The sequence below is a fragment of the Paenibacillus xylanexedens genome (assembly GCF_017874615.1).
Lineage (GTDB): Bacteria > Bacillota > Bacilli > Paenibacillales > Paenibacillaceae > Paenibacillus > Paenibacillus xylanexedens.
Map to the genome: position 1 here is coordinate 34,223 of NZ_JAGIKV010000014.1, position 15,766 is coordinate 49,988.

Annotated in this window: 9 protein-coding genes; all 9 read left to right on the forward strand. The window is 45.5% G+C overall.

Annotation, left to right across the window (positions count from 1 at the left end):
- Positions 1-341: 341 nt before the first annotated feature.
- The 9 genes from J2Z28_RS18530 to J2Z28_RS18570 all read left to right on the forward strand — a co-directional run bounded on the left by J2Z28_RS18530 (position 342) and on the right by J2Z28_RS18570 (position 15,658).
- Positions 342-1,442, forward strand: coding sequence for an ATP-binding protein (locus tag J2Z28_RS18530; protein WP_211083606.1), 1,101 nt, complete (start codon positions 342-344; stop codon positions 1,440-1,442).
- Entirely contained in the window at positions 1,430-3,898 is a 2,469-nt protein-coding gene (locus tag J2Z28_RS18535; RefSeq protein ID WP_211083607.1) for a DUF5682 family protein, read from the forward strand. The genes J2Z28_RS18530 and J2Z28_RS18535 overlap by 13 nt, the downstream gene beginning before the upstream one ends.
- A complete protein-coding gene (locus tag J2Z28_RS18540) occupies positions 3,883-5,106 on the forward strand; it encodes a VWA domain-containing protein (RefSeq protein WP_244988385.1) in 1,224 nt (407 codons plus the stop codon). The genes J2Z28_RS18535 and J2Z28_RS18540 overlap by 16 nt, the downstream gene beginning before the upstream one ends.
- A gap of 19 nt (positions 5,107-5,125) precedes the next feature.
- The gene (locus J2Z28_RS18545; RefSeq protein ID WP_211083608.1) at positions 5,126-8,683 is read left to right on the forward strand and encodes a DUF4132 domain-containing protein; all 3,558 of its coding nucleotides are present in this window, start codon (positions 5,126-5,128) and stop codon (positions 8,681-8,683) included.
- A gap of 4 nt (positions 8,684-8,687) precedes the next feature.
- Positions 8,688-10,520 carry a hypothetical protein gene (locus tag J2Z28_RS18550; RefSeq protein ID WP_211083609.1) on the forward strand — a complete coding sequence of 611 codons (1,833 nt, stop codon included), beginning with the start codon at positions 8,688-8,690 and terminating at the stop codon, positions 10,518-10,520.
- A complete protein-coding gene (locus tag J2Z28_RS18555) occupies positions 10,507-10,785 on the forward strand; it encodes a hypothetical protein (protein ID WP_211083610.1) in 279 nt (92 codons plus the stop codon). The genes J2Z28_RS18550 and J2Z28_RS18555 overlap by 14 nt, the downstream gene beginning before the upstream one ends.
- 222 nt (positions 10,786-11,007) lie before the next feature.
- Positions 11,008-11,550 (forward strand): sigma-70 family RNA polymerase sigma factor, encoded by a 543-nt coding sequence (locus J2Z28_RS18560; RefSeq protein ID WP_211083611.1) that lies wholly within the window; start codon positions 11,008-11,010, stop codon positions 11,548-11,550.
- A 13-nt stretch (positions 11,551-11,563) separates the two neighbouring features.
- Positions 11,564-12,979, forward strand: coding sequence for a DUF4179 domain-containing protein (locus J2Z28_RS18565; protein ID WP_211083612.1), 1,416 nt, complete (start codon positions 11,564-11,566; stop codon positions 12,977-12,979).
- A gap of 171 nt (positions 12,980-13,150) precedes the next feature.
- Positions 13,151-15,658 carry a WG repeat-containing protein gene (locus tag J2Z28_RS18570; protein ID WP_211083613.1) on the forward strand — a complete coding sequence of 836 codons (2,508 nt, stop codon included), beginning with the start codon at positions 13,151-13,153 and terminating at the stop codon, positions 15,656-15,658.
- Positions 15,659-15,766: the final 108 nt, after the last annotated feature.

A 15,766-nucleotide genomic window follows, 5' to 3' on the forward strand; every position in this document is an offset into this window, starting at 1 on the left:
CAGGCTGCTGATGGCCTGTGTCTTCTTTGTAATAATGGGCTTCATTTGGTTGAAACACATGATCGAAAGTGTAATGATTCCTAAGGTCATATGGCCTACAATGCTTTAAATGGGTATAAGCATGCTGATTCTGATCCGAAACCAGTGTGTTGGCACGGCTGTAAGGATATTTCACCTTCATATTTGCGCTAGAGGCTATGTCCATGGACTTAGAAGAAGTGCTGATAAGAAGGACGTTTCAACCATTTTTATCGTTTTACCGGGTAGTTGCTGGAGTGCTGTGATAAAATGATAGGAATAAGAACATACGATCTGTTTACGTGAGAGGAGACACCTTGACGATGGAGATGCTTAAACCACCCGCCGAGACATTATACGAGGTTGAATTACGCGCGCTGCGAGAGGAAGATCAGGGCAAACGTCCCCCGAACTGGCTGTTATCTCCCGCCTATGTGCGCGATTTTATTATAGGCAGGGATAAGCCTGCATTATTGAATGGAGAAGAGATCCCGATTACCCGCAAATTCTATGGCAATGACGTGTTAATTGAACGTGCAGTGGTTACTCTGGCAGGCAATCGAGGATTAATGCTCGTGGGAGAACCCGGGACAGCCAAGACCATGCTTAGCGAACTGCTGACCGCAGCGATCTCCGGTACCAGTCTAAACACGATTCAAGGTACAGCAGGCACAACAGAGGATATGATCAAGTATTCCTGGAATTACGCCATGCTGCTTGATAAAGGCCCTTCGGAAGCGGCACTTGTGCCATCACCGTTATATAACGGCATGAAGAAAGGTATTCTTACGCGTTTTGAAGAGATTACACGTTGTCCGGCTGAAGCGCAGGATAGTCTGATCAGTATTCTCAGTGACAAGGTCATGAGCATTCCTGAACTGGATGGCGGTGTACTGTTTGCCCAACCTGGATTTAACGTCATTGCTACAGCCAATATTCGGGATAAAGGTGTAAACGAAATGAGTGGTGCATTGAAACGTCGGTTCAATTTTGAAACGATCAAGCCCATTCATAACGTAAAGATGGAAGCCAAAATTATTGAATCCCAGGCACGAAGCCTGTTATTACATAGTGGAATTGATATTGACATTAACCCGGATGTGGTTGAATTGCTGGCTACAACATTCATGGAACTGCGCACCGGCATGACACGGGAAGGCTACAAGCTGGACACCCCTCAAGCATCCATGAGTACGGCGGAAGCGGTGTCTGTCTATGTCCAGAGTGCGATGACTTCCTATTATTACGAAGATAAGGCTATTGGGCTGGATCGGTTGGTACAGAACATGCTAGGGACCATTGCAAAGGAAAACGATAAGGATCTGTCCATTCTCAAAACCTACTTCTCCAAGGTCGTAAAAGAACGTTCCAGGGAAGAGGGAATGTGGAAGGACTATTATGAGGAGAGAAAATGGATCGGTTAACAGCAGTTCTGGACCCTGATGTTGAGCAGTTACAATCCTTGTTCGAGTCACAGGTATATAACCTGAGTAATCATACGGTTTATTATCCAATACGACACCATAGCCCTGCATGTTCGTATCACTTGTTACGATTAATTGAGGAGTACAAGCCGGATATTATTCTGATCGAAGGACCGGAGAGTGGTAATCCATTAATTTCGGTGCTGAGTGATGAGGCAACGATTCCTCCTGTCAGTCTGTACTATACCTACGAGAGTGAATTGGAGAGAGAAGCCTGCTATTATCCGATGCTTCGTTATTCGCCTGAATATGTAGCTTTGAAAGAAGCAAAACGGCTGGATATTCCGGCGAAGTTTATTGACCTGGACTATCAACACTTCTCCACTCGTGCATCCAAATCCGACCAGACAGAACAAAAGGAGATCTCTATTCAGGACGAAACCTTGCTTGCGGGGTCTGATTTCATTAACCGATTATGCCAAAAAACAAACTGCCGCAGTTTTGATGAATTGTGGGAAAAGGTGTTTGAGATTGGCGGCCTGGAAAAATCCACTCAGGCATTCGTGCAGGATGTATTCACGTATTGTACGTTATCCCGAATGTGTTATTCCACGGAACGATTACAGTCTTCAGGTGATCTGGCAAGAGAAGCACATATGAGACAACGTATTAATCAAGCGGTGCAGGAACATGACCGTGTGCTTGTCATTACCGGTGGATTTCATACGTATGGACTGATGATGTCAGAGAAACATGAATCGGAATTGGAACAGCCAGAATTGGATAAACAGCATACAGACCAACGTTTGGATGGACAAGGTAAACCAGGAACGTCTCAACAAAGTGCGGTTAATCCAGATACGGTTCACCAACAAATGTACCCGATGGTCTATACCTTTGCTGAAGCGGATCGGCTCAATGGATATGCGAGCGGCATGCCTTATGTAAATTATTACGATCAGATCTGGAACCAGCTGCTTCGCAAAAAGAGTACACCGTATAATCTAACGGCTCTGGACTTGTTATCCCGGCTGATGCGCCAATTACGGGACGGACACGAGCATGTATCAACCAGTGATGCGATTGAGGCGTACAGCATGATTCAAGGTCTTGCCGGGCTTCGGGGTAAAAGGGAAGGCGGCGTCTATGAGTTAATGGATGCAGCACTCTCTTCCTTTGTGAAGGGGGAGCTTACCTTGGCGACCGATAAACCGCTTCAAGAGCTGCAACGGTTATTGACAGGAGACGTCATTGGAAGCGTGGCTCCCAATTCATTCAGTATTCCCATCGTGGAAGACTTCAAGGCGCGTTGTACAGAGTACAAACTGCAGATTCGCACAACAGGTCAACACAAGAAAGTGCTGGATCTGTATGCAAAACCGGAGCATCGTCAGATAAGCCAATTGATTCAATGCATCACCTATCTGGTTCCGGAATTCGCGAAACGGCAATCGGGGCCGGACTGGATCGCAGAGCGTGATATGAATCTTGTGCGCGAAACCTGGGTTTATATGTACTCATCTCGCATTGAAGCCAGATTGATAGAGAACTCCCTCTATGGCGGAACACTTGCCGGAGCGGCTACACGCAAAATGGAAGAACAGATGCAGGAAGTACCGGATCATCATAGCGGTGAACTTGCCCGACTCATGCTTCAAGCGTTGCTCATGGGGCTTCAAGACACAGCGATGAAACTCTATGAACAGGTCCGCTCAGCGCTTAGAATGGACGGGAATTTTATATCCTTATGTAATAGTCTGCATGTCTTGAACCGAATTCATCAACACCGCAGGTTGCTGGGATTATCTGACGAGCAACATCTTCCTGATCTGGTATCCGAAGCCTATAGGAACGCCGTGGACAAGTTGTTACAGCTCTCCAGAGCCAATCCGGATGAACATGAAGCCATTATTCAGGGATTGAAGCTGCTAGCCATGCTCGCGGAGTCATCAGAGGGGTATTTTCAGGATGAGACATTCCGAATACATCTGAATGAGCTTCTGTCGGATCACCAGCTTCCGGCTCAGCTGGAGGGTGTATGTGTGGCTATTTCCTCAGGGCTCGGTGACAGGCCCAGGGATGAGATTGTTGATCGTGCTCGCGGGTATATCCATGGTACACCGGATCAGACCCGTCAAACGGCACTTTTTTTACAGGGAGTATTCACTGTAGCACGTGACGCTTTTTTATATGAAGATCAGCTGTTGTCTGAGTTGAATTATCTGATTGAACAGCTGTCATACGACGATTTCATCAGTATGGTACCGGAATTGCGGTTGGCATTCACCTACTTTACACCAATGGAGACGGGCTTGATTGCCGAGCGGGTGGCGGGTCTGCATCAGGTTGAGCCAGAGGAAATGTTGAGGCCTGCGGTTGATGAGCAGATGCTGATTCAGTCCAAGACGTGGGACGAAGCGCTTCGAAAGGAGTTTGGCGCATGGAAGCTAATATGAATGAAGCGAATCGGACAACGGAAGGAACCGGAGAAATCAATGAAAGTTCCAATCCGGATGGAAGCAAACAAGGGGATCAACATTCTGCTGAAACCTTAAATCGATGGCGTCTGATTCTCGGTGAATCGGCGGAAGAAGGGTTGTGTAATACAGACCAATACACTTCTGCTGAATTTCAATATACGGAAATCGATGAGATTCTGGGGTATCTCTATAACCGTGAATACGGTGAAGAACAAGGTTACCGAAAAGAGGGAGGACGCGGTGCGTCTAACCTGACTGTACCAAAATGGCTGCACAAGGTCAGGGATCTATTCCCCAAACCAACGGTCGAAATATTGGAAAAACAGGCGCTTGATCGTTATGGGCTGACAGAATTGTTAACGGACAAAAAGTTGCTTGAATCCCTTGAACCCAACATGAATCTGCTCAAGAACATTATGCAGTTCAAAGGACGGATGAAAGGTGAGGTGTTAAAGAGCGCCAAGGATATCGTGCGAACCGTGGTTGAAGAGCTGCGTAGTAAGCTGGAATCTCAGACCCGAGCGAGTATCATGGGCAAGCGCAGTCGCTATACCTCGAGTTCAGTACGATCTTTGCGCAATCTGAATTTCAAGCGAACTATCACCAAGAATTTGAAGAATTACGATAAAAACAAGCGCAGGTTTGTGATTGATCGTCTGTATTTCGACGGGAATATCCAGCCCCATAACAAGTGGAACATCATCATTGGTGTGGACGAGAGTGGCAGTATGCTGGATTCAGTCATCTACAGTTCGGTGATGGCCAGCATCTTCTATCGATTGAATGCGCTGCGCACGAAATTATTCATCTTTGATACGCAGGTTGTTGATCTGAGCGACAGGCTGGAAGACCCCGTAGACGTGCTCATGAATGTACAGCTCGGCGGGGGCACACATATTACGAAAGCGTTGCGTTATGGCGAGACGTTAATCGATAATCCAGGCAAAACCATCTTTATTCTGGTCAGTGATCTGGAGGAAGGGTACCCGATCGCGCAAATGTATAAAGCCTGTAAAGATATTATCGATGCAGGATGCAAGCTACTGGTTCTCACCGCGCTCGATTTTAACGGGGATTCAGTCTATAACAAACATGCCGCACAGACATTAACCAATATGGGGGCACATGTAGCAGCAATTACGCCTAACGAACTCGCGGATTGGATTGGCGAGATCATCACTTAAATTCAAGGAGGAATGTGTAATGCTTACCGCAGACCGCGCAGTTGAAACTTTGGTGGAGAAATTCGCAGTAACTTGTTCAAACGAGTATTCATTAAAAACAGATCGAAGCTCCGAAATTATTGATTACGTCTTGGGAACGACAGACAAGTTCCCGGATATGTTGGGAAATTCGAGTCATTATGTGTATCAAACGATTGATCTGCTCATGAAGCTTGCCAAAAAAGACGACGGAGATATCTTTTACCGTGCCGGGGCTATTGTGATATATCTGGAATCTAATTATTCCAAAAGAAATTCATGGAGAACGGATGCCTTTACTGTCTGTATGGGAAATGACTCCGAAGCTTACGGATTAAGCGGGAAGAGCAAAAGTGCTGATCGTATGGATGGATTGTTGTCCCGGTTGGAGAAGATCAAACAGTTTGCAGGCGAGAACGAAATTTTGACTGAATTAAAGAGTAAATTAAAGCGTGCCCAGTGGCTTTTTGATTCCAAAAAAGCGGACAGTCAAGGGGATTACCGGGATGTAATTAATGCATTAATGCTGCTGCAATTATATTCAAGACTCAGTGACACGGCTTCTCATCTTGCAGAGGTTCAATCTTCTGTTCAATCGTTACCAGTGTTGTTTCAACATGTAATGGCTAATGATGCAGATAAGTTGCGGGACGAGCTACATACGTTGATTGAACCTGTAGTGGTCAGTAATATTCAAGGAAAGCATAACGGATCTTCCCAAGAATTGAAGGATGAATTCCTCAAGGAGAAGCGTAGTCAGCTCATAGCTGAACTGTATCCCAATACGTCTTTCTCTTCAAAAGAGCAATGTTCAAACACAGTATTCCATCAAACTATGGTACTTGTGAGTGGTGCCTTGTTGTACCTGATTAACATTAGTGGAGGTAAACAACGGTTCCTTGATACAAATAGTGAGATTGGGCATGTTTTGCTTCACACAGTACATCAATTACATGAGATTTATCCACTTGAAGTTCGCCGTTACTTGCTGAGTATGGACCCTAGAGCCAAGAGTCCAAATGATCTGCTTGCTGGACTTGTGCCTCTGGATGAACCTTATCAGTTGGTTGAAATGTTGCGGGACGAGCTTAATTCGTACACGGTATCTTGGAACATGTTACAATCCGCGATCGCGAATCGTCCTGAACAAGCGATTCGAGCATACGAGATTATGAAACCGCCATTCCTCAAACTCTGCATTCAGAAATTCATGGAGGATCAAGGATTGACATTGCCTAATGCGGAGGGGTCACTGGAGCAAGTGGTATTCAACGCTCTTCGGCATCCTTTGGACGGGGGACGTCAAGGGCTTGCGATTGCAAGATACTTAAGTGGGGAAAACACCCTGGAGGAATATTGGGAGGACCCGAATAGTCGCGGGTTGTTTAATCAACTGAATCGGGATAAGAAGCGTGTTCACAACCTCATTAGTATTAGTTTTCTGCCCTTGGACTCGGAGGCGATGCGCAGGTTCGCAATCCTGACCACTCATCCAGATTGGACACTGGATATTATCTCGGACATGTACAATTCATATGCGTTTAGTGGAGAGCAGCTGCTTCAACGTTATGGGCAAGATCCTGAGGTGCAACGTGAGAAATTGCTAACCAGCCTGATCTCACTCAATGGCATGACCGACTACAGATACAAATCGATGCCGCATGACGAATACCGCCGAATCATTCAGCAGAATCTGGACTATGCACTGACACAGTACAAGAAACTGCCAACAGATACACGCATTTTAATTCTGGAGATTACCTTTGAACAGCGTGATGAGTTATCGAAGAAAATATTGGCCGAAGCGATTCGTGCCGGACTGCAGGATTCTTCCAAAAAGGCCAACGGCGTGGCGTTAGCGGAATTCAACCGAATTCCTGATCAGGACTTGTATACGCTCGTATACCTCTCGGAGAAAAAAGTGGCGATCAAAGAAATGGCTCTGACTGCAATCCGCAGTCTGGAAAACAGCAAGGAACTGTACGGTGAACTTTTGAAGAAAGAGAAGTCCGACGATTGGAAGAGCTTGATCCAAATTCTGCTGGATACCGCAGATCTAAGTCCAGAGTATGCCCATGCTGCACTCGCTGATCAGGCGGATGCCAAAAAGTTGTCGAGACTGAGTTGGTTGTCCTTGAAAGATCTCCCTTCACTGATACGTATTGAAGACAATCAGCCTTTAGATGACCGGATTAAACAGTATGCTTTGGTCCAATCATTGGATCATACATCCGGTCCTAATGAAAGATTAAATGAATTACGGGATTACGTGAGTGAGGCATCGCTCGCTCGTTTTGCAAGTGAATTGCTTCAGGTCTGGATTCAAGAAGGTGCCCCCGCGAAAGAAAAGTGGGTGATGTATGTTTCAGCACTCTTTGGCGATATTCACATTGTGAATATTTTGGCTCCGCAAATTAAGGAATGGACAGAAAACAGTCGTGGCGCGATTGCAGCAGATGCTGTAAAAGTGCTCGCTTATCTGAAAGAACCATCCGCTCTTATGGCGATTGATAAAATCAAACGTGGTGTGAAGAACCGTCAGGTGAAAGGTGCAGCAGAAGAAGCATTGCAACTTGCAGCGGATAATATGGGACTTACCTCGGAACAACTGGAGGATCGGCTGGTCACTACACTTGGTTTTGATGAAAAAGGAACGATGCAGCTGAGTTACGGAGAGCGTTCCTTCCTGGTTAAGGTCAATGGAGACTTACAAGTCGTTGTCTTAAATGAAGAAACGGGCAAATCCGTGAAGAGTCTGCCTGCTCCTGCACAGAAAGATGACCCTGAATTGGCAGCGCAGTCCAAGGCACGTTTCACACAGCTGAAAAAAGATCTCAAATCCATGGTTAACATTCAGGCGCAGCGTCTGGAAGAGTCATTGTCCAAACAACGTCTGTGGTCTGCCGATGAGTGGAAAGCATTGTTTGTACAAAATGTAATCATGCAGAAATTTGCTGTTGGTCTGATCTGGGGAACGTATGAGGATGGCGCTCTGATTAGCACGTTCCGTTATATGGAGGATGGCACCTTCAATTCTGTGGATGAAGATGAGGTTAATCTGCCTTCAGGTGCGCAGGTGGGACTTATACACCCGCTGGAACTGGATCAGGCGACGCTTGAAGGTTGGACAACGCAGTTGGAGGATTACGAGATCAAGCAGCCATTCGAGCAATTGAATCGTGAGATTCACCAGCCAGAGGATGAGGATAAAACGAAGAATGAATACGATCATCTGCCCGAGTCTGATTTTTCACCAACGGCTTTCCCCAAAGCACTGGAGAAATACGGTTGGATCAAAGGACCGGCACAGGACGGCGGCTGGTTTCATGAATTTTATAAAGAGTACGGAGATCTTGTTGCGGAATTGCAATTCAGTGGTACGAGCATCACGTATTACGAGGGTTTGGATGACATTACCCTGGAATCCCTACATTTCTTCAAACCGAATAACAAGCAATATTATTACTACGGTGACAACAAACCCATTGCTCTAGGCAACGTTCCAGGTCGCGTGTTCAGTGAAACGATCTACGATATTCTAAGAGCAACGGGGCGTTGATGACGTGAGTGGATTCAAGGAGAAATTCCGGATTTTTTCGAAGCTGTGTACAGAGGATTATCTGATTCGTTATGCCAACAAGGGGTTGTACAAAAGGTCTTTGAAAGAGTTGGACAATGGTGTAAGTGTAACGTACACATGGAATGCATCATCTGTGAGTTGTCAGCTCAGTGACGGGACACAATGTACGCTTGAAAATACGCTGGATCATTGGGAATGCTCCTGCCCGGCCGATCATATCTGCAAGCATGTGCTGATTGCAATTCTGTATGAACAACGGGAATATATGGCAGAGGATTCAATGAATGAAGACGATATGCATGCGCTGGATAAGGACTCAGGGATATCGGATAATGATCCGTTGGACGTACCAAAAAACGTATCAGTAACAGAATCAGCATCAAACTTAGTATCAAATGTGGACGATCCAAGCGAAATTCCGCATACGGTGTCACGTGAGATCGAGTCTCGCTTCCGCTGGATGACGGAGTCTGACCTTCCCGTGTTAATTAAATCGTATAGTTCTTCCATGATTGAGGAAGTTGTTTTCCGACTGAGATACCCAGAGGAAATTAAGATCTTTGAAGATTCACTTCTTACGGTTCATCTGACCACCCAGAATATCGAGGTGTCTTTTAGTGAGGAAGCGAACCTTGCAAAAGCACTATGTAAGGTGCAGCAGACAGCCGGGAAAATGGCCAAGCTTGAAGCTTTGTTACGGTATCGGAACCTAAAAGGTCTGGATGATACGGATGCATTAAGTGGACGGGTGTACGAGGCCAAGTTCTCTCTTCAGACAGTGCAGGAATGTCGGGTTATGCTGGCAGGATTGTTGAAGACGGGACTGGCCCGCCTTCCTCAGTCCTATATGGCACAACTGGAGACTCTGGCAATTGCAGCTCATAGTGGCAACCTGCCTGACATAGAACGCAGTTTACGAGGGATTCAAGGAGAACTACAGTTGTTTTTCAACAGACATATACGTTTCTCCATGCAATCCATGTTGGATCGGGTAAGCAAGCTGTATCTTGCACTCCAGGTTCTTGAAGAAGAAAAGGTGTCTGCCATTCAGCAGAGTCAGCTCATTGGCAGTTTTCGAAGTAAATACTATACGGTGCCTTCACTTCATCTGTATGGACTGGGAGCTGACGCGTGGGAGACACGATCCGGTTTCCGTGGAATCACCTATTATTTCTATTGTTTCGATGATGAGGAAATCTACACATATAGCGATGTACGTGCTGTATATTATGATGATCAGCAGTTTTCATATACAGAGCATTATGGTGCATTCACACCATGGCTGCCTAATCTGACCTTACGCCAGTTTGTGGGTGAAGAAGTTCAATTCCATTCAGTGAAAGTGAATGAAGAACGCCGGATCTCTTCCGGGGAAGGTGCCAAACTTGCTATTTTGCCACGAACGAGTGTGGAAACGTTGAATCTGGGCAAAACCATGCAAGACGTAACGTCTGTACTTCAAGAGGAATCGCGATCGTTCGACTTATTTGCTGCTCCCAAAGAACGATTGGCTATGATCAAAGTTGCTCGAATCGTGGACCATAACTTTGTCAAACAAACGCAGGATCTTGTCCTGACGGTTGAGAGTGCCGTAGGAGAACGATTGGCACTCACTCTCCCGTATTCAACTGATTGGCAGACGATGATCCAAAGACTGGAGTCAGGATATGGTTCCCAATCGCTTGAACACTTCTATGCCTTTGTGCGTGTGGAACCAAAACGAGTTAGCCCGATTAGTTTCCTGAAGGGTCAAACGGTGCTCAGTCTGAAACTGGATATCGGTAATGGGAGGATGGGCAGACTTGGAAGAATATAATCAGTTTATGCAGAGAATTAACGGCTGGTCAGAAGAGTTGCTGCTGCGCGGGTTATCCCAGTTTACGATCCGGGATATTGAGGTACTTGAACAGCTCGCAGCGGAATCCTCGCGGCTACAGATGAGTTTCCTGCATGAGTTGTTGAATCACCTCATCAAGGAAGGGCGCAGCGTGGCTCTTGGACAAGGTAGTGAAGAGTTGCTGTTATTTCAGTATTGTCGTCTCACCCAATATGTACAATTGAGTGTGCAAGAAGAGGCGTAATATTGGTTAGTATTCCAAGCGATGGCCATGAAGCGATATGATGTAGTAAATAAGATGTATTATAGAAGATGAGAAGATTTGCAGAAGGCTACAAGGCCACTGCAAATCTTTTTTTATCGTGGAGTAAGTAAAAGTCATTTGCCAAACGAATATAGGTAGGAAGCACGGATCAACACGAGCACTCGTGATCATATGAGCATGGAAGGGAGGGGACATCTAATCGTGGAAGAAGAACAGATACGGAAGGCAGTAGCGAATCGTGATCCTGAAGCCATGGAATGGGTGATGAACCACTACGCAGGTTTGTTATGGAAGATTGCTCATTCCATCCTACATCATGCTTCGACAGAAGAGATTGAAGAATGCGTAGCAGATACATTTTTTGCTTTTTGGCAGAATCCGGATGCATTCCAGTCTGGGCGAAGCAGCCTGAAAAATTACCTTGCAACAATCACAAAACATAAAGCGATTGATCGCTACCGGAAACTCAATCGAAGAACTGAGCTTACATATGAAGAGGAGATTCATTCGGTGCAAACGGATGATTTGTTGGTTCAGATGATCAGTAAAGAGACATATACGGAACTTAATCAAATGATTGAATCTTTTCCAGAACCGGAACGGGAGATTATGAAACGTCGGTTTTACGAAGGACAGAGACCCCATGAGATATCGGAAGCATTGTCCCTACACGTTAGGCAAGTCCATAACAAGCTTTATCGCTCAAGGCAACGATTGAGGACATGGTGGATGAACAGGAAATAAAGGAGGCGATCAAATGCGAAAATCCGAAAAAGAATTCACTGAGCAGAACCTCTTTAATATTAAAAAGTTGTTCTATGATAAATTGGCGATGAATGAACCACCAACCGTTACGAGATCAGATTCATCATTTTATCCACCTATATTATATCCATCCGCTCCATCCGCACAGACAAAGAAGTCCATGAATAAAAGAAAAAGGTATCGCAAAGCCATCTATATTCCTGTAACCGCTGCATTATCGTTATGTCTTGTTACAGGTGCAGCTGCATCGGTGGGCATCATTGACCTGCCTTCTATTCTTCATTTTCTAGGTGCAGATCGGATTGGCATTCTTCAGCCTGTTCACCAGGTGAGTGAAGATCAAGGTATTCGAATGGAGGTTATAGGTGCTGTCAGGGACGGAGATACAACGGAAATCTATGTTTCATTATCGGATCTGACGGGTCATCGCATTGACGATACACTGGATGTATATGATTACAGAGTAACCGGAGGTAATGCAAACAACGCTCAGATTATTCATTATGATGATGCGAATAAAACGGCTATTGTCCGATTCCTCATTCAAGGAAAAGTCAGCAAAAATCGAATTACAGTTCAGGTCAATACGCTGATGTCAGGTACATCTCGACAAGATGGTTACAACGTACAAGTGGACTGGGAGCAGTTGTTACAAGAAAAGAAAAACAATAACTATGATATCGTGGATCAAGATCGTATAAGTGGCTTGGGAGGTAAAACCGATTTTAAATTGGAAAATGATCCAATTCCGGTACTGCATCAGGATGTAACGAATGTCCCCGTTTCCGGCATTGATTGGATGCATATTTCCAATATAGGTTTTGTGGAGGGCAAGTTACACATTCAGATTAATCCGAATAATGAGATAGGCGAGTATAATCATGGATATTTCTACTTCACGGATGAGCAAGGTCAAAAACTCGATATACCTGAATATTCCATTAGCTATGGACATTATATGAAAGATGGGGTCGGGTACGGAGGAGATTATGAGGAGTTTGTGTATGATCTGTCTGCTGTTGACGATTTAGATAAGCTGAGAATTCAAGGCAGCTTTACGAGCATAAGTGAAGTTGTGCAGGGAAATTGGAAAACGACCTTTAACTTGAGTCAAAATGCTTTGAGTAAAACAGGAAACATTCAGCTTGATACAAATGGAGGCTTACAGGCAAATGTTACTCTTTCCCCGGTTGGTGTCACACTTACAGGTGAGGCACTGAGTATGATTCGGATGGAGGATCTGAGTATTGAAGTGCACCTGAAGGATGGTACAAAGTTGACTGGCGAATCCGGTTTCCTCCAGCTGGATCAGGATCTCATTAAGTGGATATCCCCTAAGACCATTCCGGTGAATGATGTGAGCTACCTGCTAATCAATGGAGAAAAAGTAACTTTGCAAGAAGAATAATTAAAAGGTGAATCAAAAATATGGGGATAACAGCGATCGGAAGGTGTTCTGTCATCGGAGTGGTAAGTGTGAATATTCTTTAGTTCAACTTATATAAAATGAATTACATGTCATATCCCGATTTATGACGCATACCATTAGGCGAATGCGGTCATAAGGGAGGAAACTGAGATGTCCATGAGCGAACCGCTGTTAACGCAAATTGTGAATCAACATATTCCGGCTGGTGCAACGGTCGTCACTATTGATAAACCTGTTCAACATCCAGCGATCTATGCGGCAGATCTTACCGGTGACGGCATGCCGGAGATTGCTGCAGTCTATCAGTTGAATGGTGAGCTGTATTTGCTCATTCTGAAATTTGTTCAAGGACATTGGATCAAGATGGCACTAATTAAGGGATTGGGGTATGGGGTGACTTTAATGACTGCAGCCCCTGTAACTTCAACGGCAAGGAACAATCTCATTATCGGTTGGCGGATTGGTTCTATTTGGTCTAAGCTTGCCGTATATGAGTGGACGGAATCAGGGCTCAAAGATTTGGCGCCTGACGATCTATACTATAGCTATGCAGAGATTATAGATATGCCTGGTCCGCATGGCCGAGATGGGAAAGTGGAGATTGCACTCTGGATACATGACACAGGTGAAGCCTATCGTGTGGATATTATCCGATGGCAGAATGGGAAATGGGTTCCTGCACCGGACGTATATGCAACCTCTTATCCCAAAGTGGTGCAATATTACGAGCAGCTAACCCAGCAATATCCTGATTATATCTTTTACTGGTATTACCTTGCGGATGCTCAGTACCATGCGGGCCAGTATCCCGCAGCACTCGCTTCCGTTCAAAAAGCACTCAGCTTCCCGGAAGCGTACCCTTCCAGAGCGGCGCTGCTGGAGCTAGAAAAGAAAATTAAGCAGGCAATGGTCCCTATAAGTCATGCCCGGGTAGCGACATGGTTATATCCAGTCTCCGTTCGAACCACGAGTGGGACGCGTTGGGGGTACATGGATGCCCAAGGCCACATTCGGCTTGAGCCGGTTCTGGATGACGCGCAAGAGTTCCAACCCAATGGATTGGCTGTGGTTGTGAAGGGTAGTCGTGCCGGCGTAATTAACCTTCAGGGGCAGTATGTCGTTCAACCTGTATACGATTCCATCAATTCCTTTTCCGAAGAACGGGCGATAACAATTGATTCTCAAGGATTTAAGATGATTAATGAACAAGGTACAGTCCTGACCAGACGGGCGTACCCGTATATCTCAAATATGAACGACGGTCGAGCGTTATTTTACGATTCTAATCTTGGGCAGGCAGATGGATCGGTGAGTCGGTATGGTTATTTGGATGCGTCGGGCAATGAGGTGATACCTGCACAGTTCGCTTCTGCGAATGATTTTCAAGATGGTAAAGCGATTGTGCAGATTAAGGACAATGAATATGCACTCATTAATCGCAATGGACATCGGCTCGCAACGTATCCATATGCCTATGTGGGACCACTAGGGGATGGACTGCTTGCTTTTCAAAAAGAGGCCTCGGGCAAATATGGGTACATCGACGAACGGGGTAATATTCGTATTCAGCCCAAATTTTCATCGGCATTTCCTTTTAACAACGGGCAAGCGATCGTTAATACAGCAGAGGACTACAAATCGATCTACGGTGTTATTAATACGGAGGGATCGTTTATCATTCAACCCGCCTATAATGACATCCGCGAACTAGGCGAGCATCGTTATGCGCTAGGGCAAGCAATTCATCCGGAGCAGCCGTATATTGGCTCTGTATACGCGATTGCAGATACCAATGGCAGAAGACTTACGGAGTTCCTATATCGCGAAGTGGGTAATTACAAAAACGGCCTTGCTTCCGCATCGGATGGCAGACAAACCTATCTGCTGGATCTGAGTGGAAGACCTGCCGCTGGGTATCCACATGTAGAAGGTTCGGGTACGCTGGAGGTCGTGGCACCAGATCTGATTAAGGCCTATGTAGACCAGCGCTTATCGTATGTGAACCGGGCCGGACAGATCATCTGGCGGCAAAATACAATCGTTCCACTTCATCCGCCGTACCGTGTACGCGAAGAGAAATATAAGCCGAACAGGGACTATCTCGTATATTATCCGCAGGTGGAGGGATTAACGAACCAAGCGGAGCAAATTGCGCTGAATGCCAAGTTGAAGCAACTCTCCCAAGTTAAACCGATCCCTGCCGATCAGCAGCTGGATTATACGTATACAGGTGATTTTGATATAACGTTTTATCAGCAGCAATTGCTACAACTGCAACTCACAGGTTATAACTACCCGGCGGGTGCAGCGCATGGTATGCCTACGATGATCTATGCGATCATTAATCTGACAAATGGTCAGTTGTATGAGTTGAAGGATTTATTTAAACCAAATAGTGACTATGTAAAAGTGTTGAGCCAGATTGTGGGGGATCAGATCAAAAATGATCCTCAATACTCGTATGTGTTTCCGGACACCTATACGGGGATTAGTGCGGATCAGCCGTTTTTTGTCACAGCGGATGCTCTTCATCTCTACTTCAATCCATATGATATTGGTCCCTATGCGGCAGGTTTTCCAACGTTTACGATTCCTTTCGCCCAGATCAAGGATATCATTAATACAGAAGGTTCGTTCTGGAAAGCTTTTCATAGTTGATTGAGGGTACAGCCAACATTTTAACGAAAATATACGCTAAGGACGTTAAGGAGCAAAGACAGCGAATTTTTCCTGCTTTAAGCAAATGTCCGCTAATATTTAGCGTAT

Excerpts from the sequence above, each read along its gene's own strand:
- J2Z28_RS18530 (WP_211083606.1), top strand. The coding sequence starts at position 342 with ATGGAGATGCTTAAACCACCCGCCGAGACATTATACGAGGTTGAATTA.
- J2Z28_RS18535 (WP_211083607.1), top strand. The coding sequence starts at position 1,430 with ATGGATCGGTTAACAGCAGTTCTGGACCCTGATGTTGAGCAGTTACAA.
- J2Z28_RS18540 (WP_244988385.1), top strand. The coding sequence starts at position 3,883 with ATGGAAGCTAATATGAATGAAGCGAATCGGACAACGGAAGGAACCGGA.
- J2Z28_RS18545 (WP_211083608.1), top strand. The coding sequence starts at position 5,126 with ATGCTTACCGCAGACCGCGCAGTTGAAACTTTGGTGGAGAAATTCGCA.
- J2Z28_RS18565 (WP_211083612.1), top strand. The coding sequence starts at position 11,564 with ATGCGAAAATCCGAAAAAGAATTCACTGAGCAGAACCTCTTTAATATT.
- J2Z28_RS18570 (WP_211083613.1), top strand. The coding sequence starts at position 13,151 with ATGTCCATGAGCGAACCGCTGTTAACGCAAATTGTGAATCAACATATT.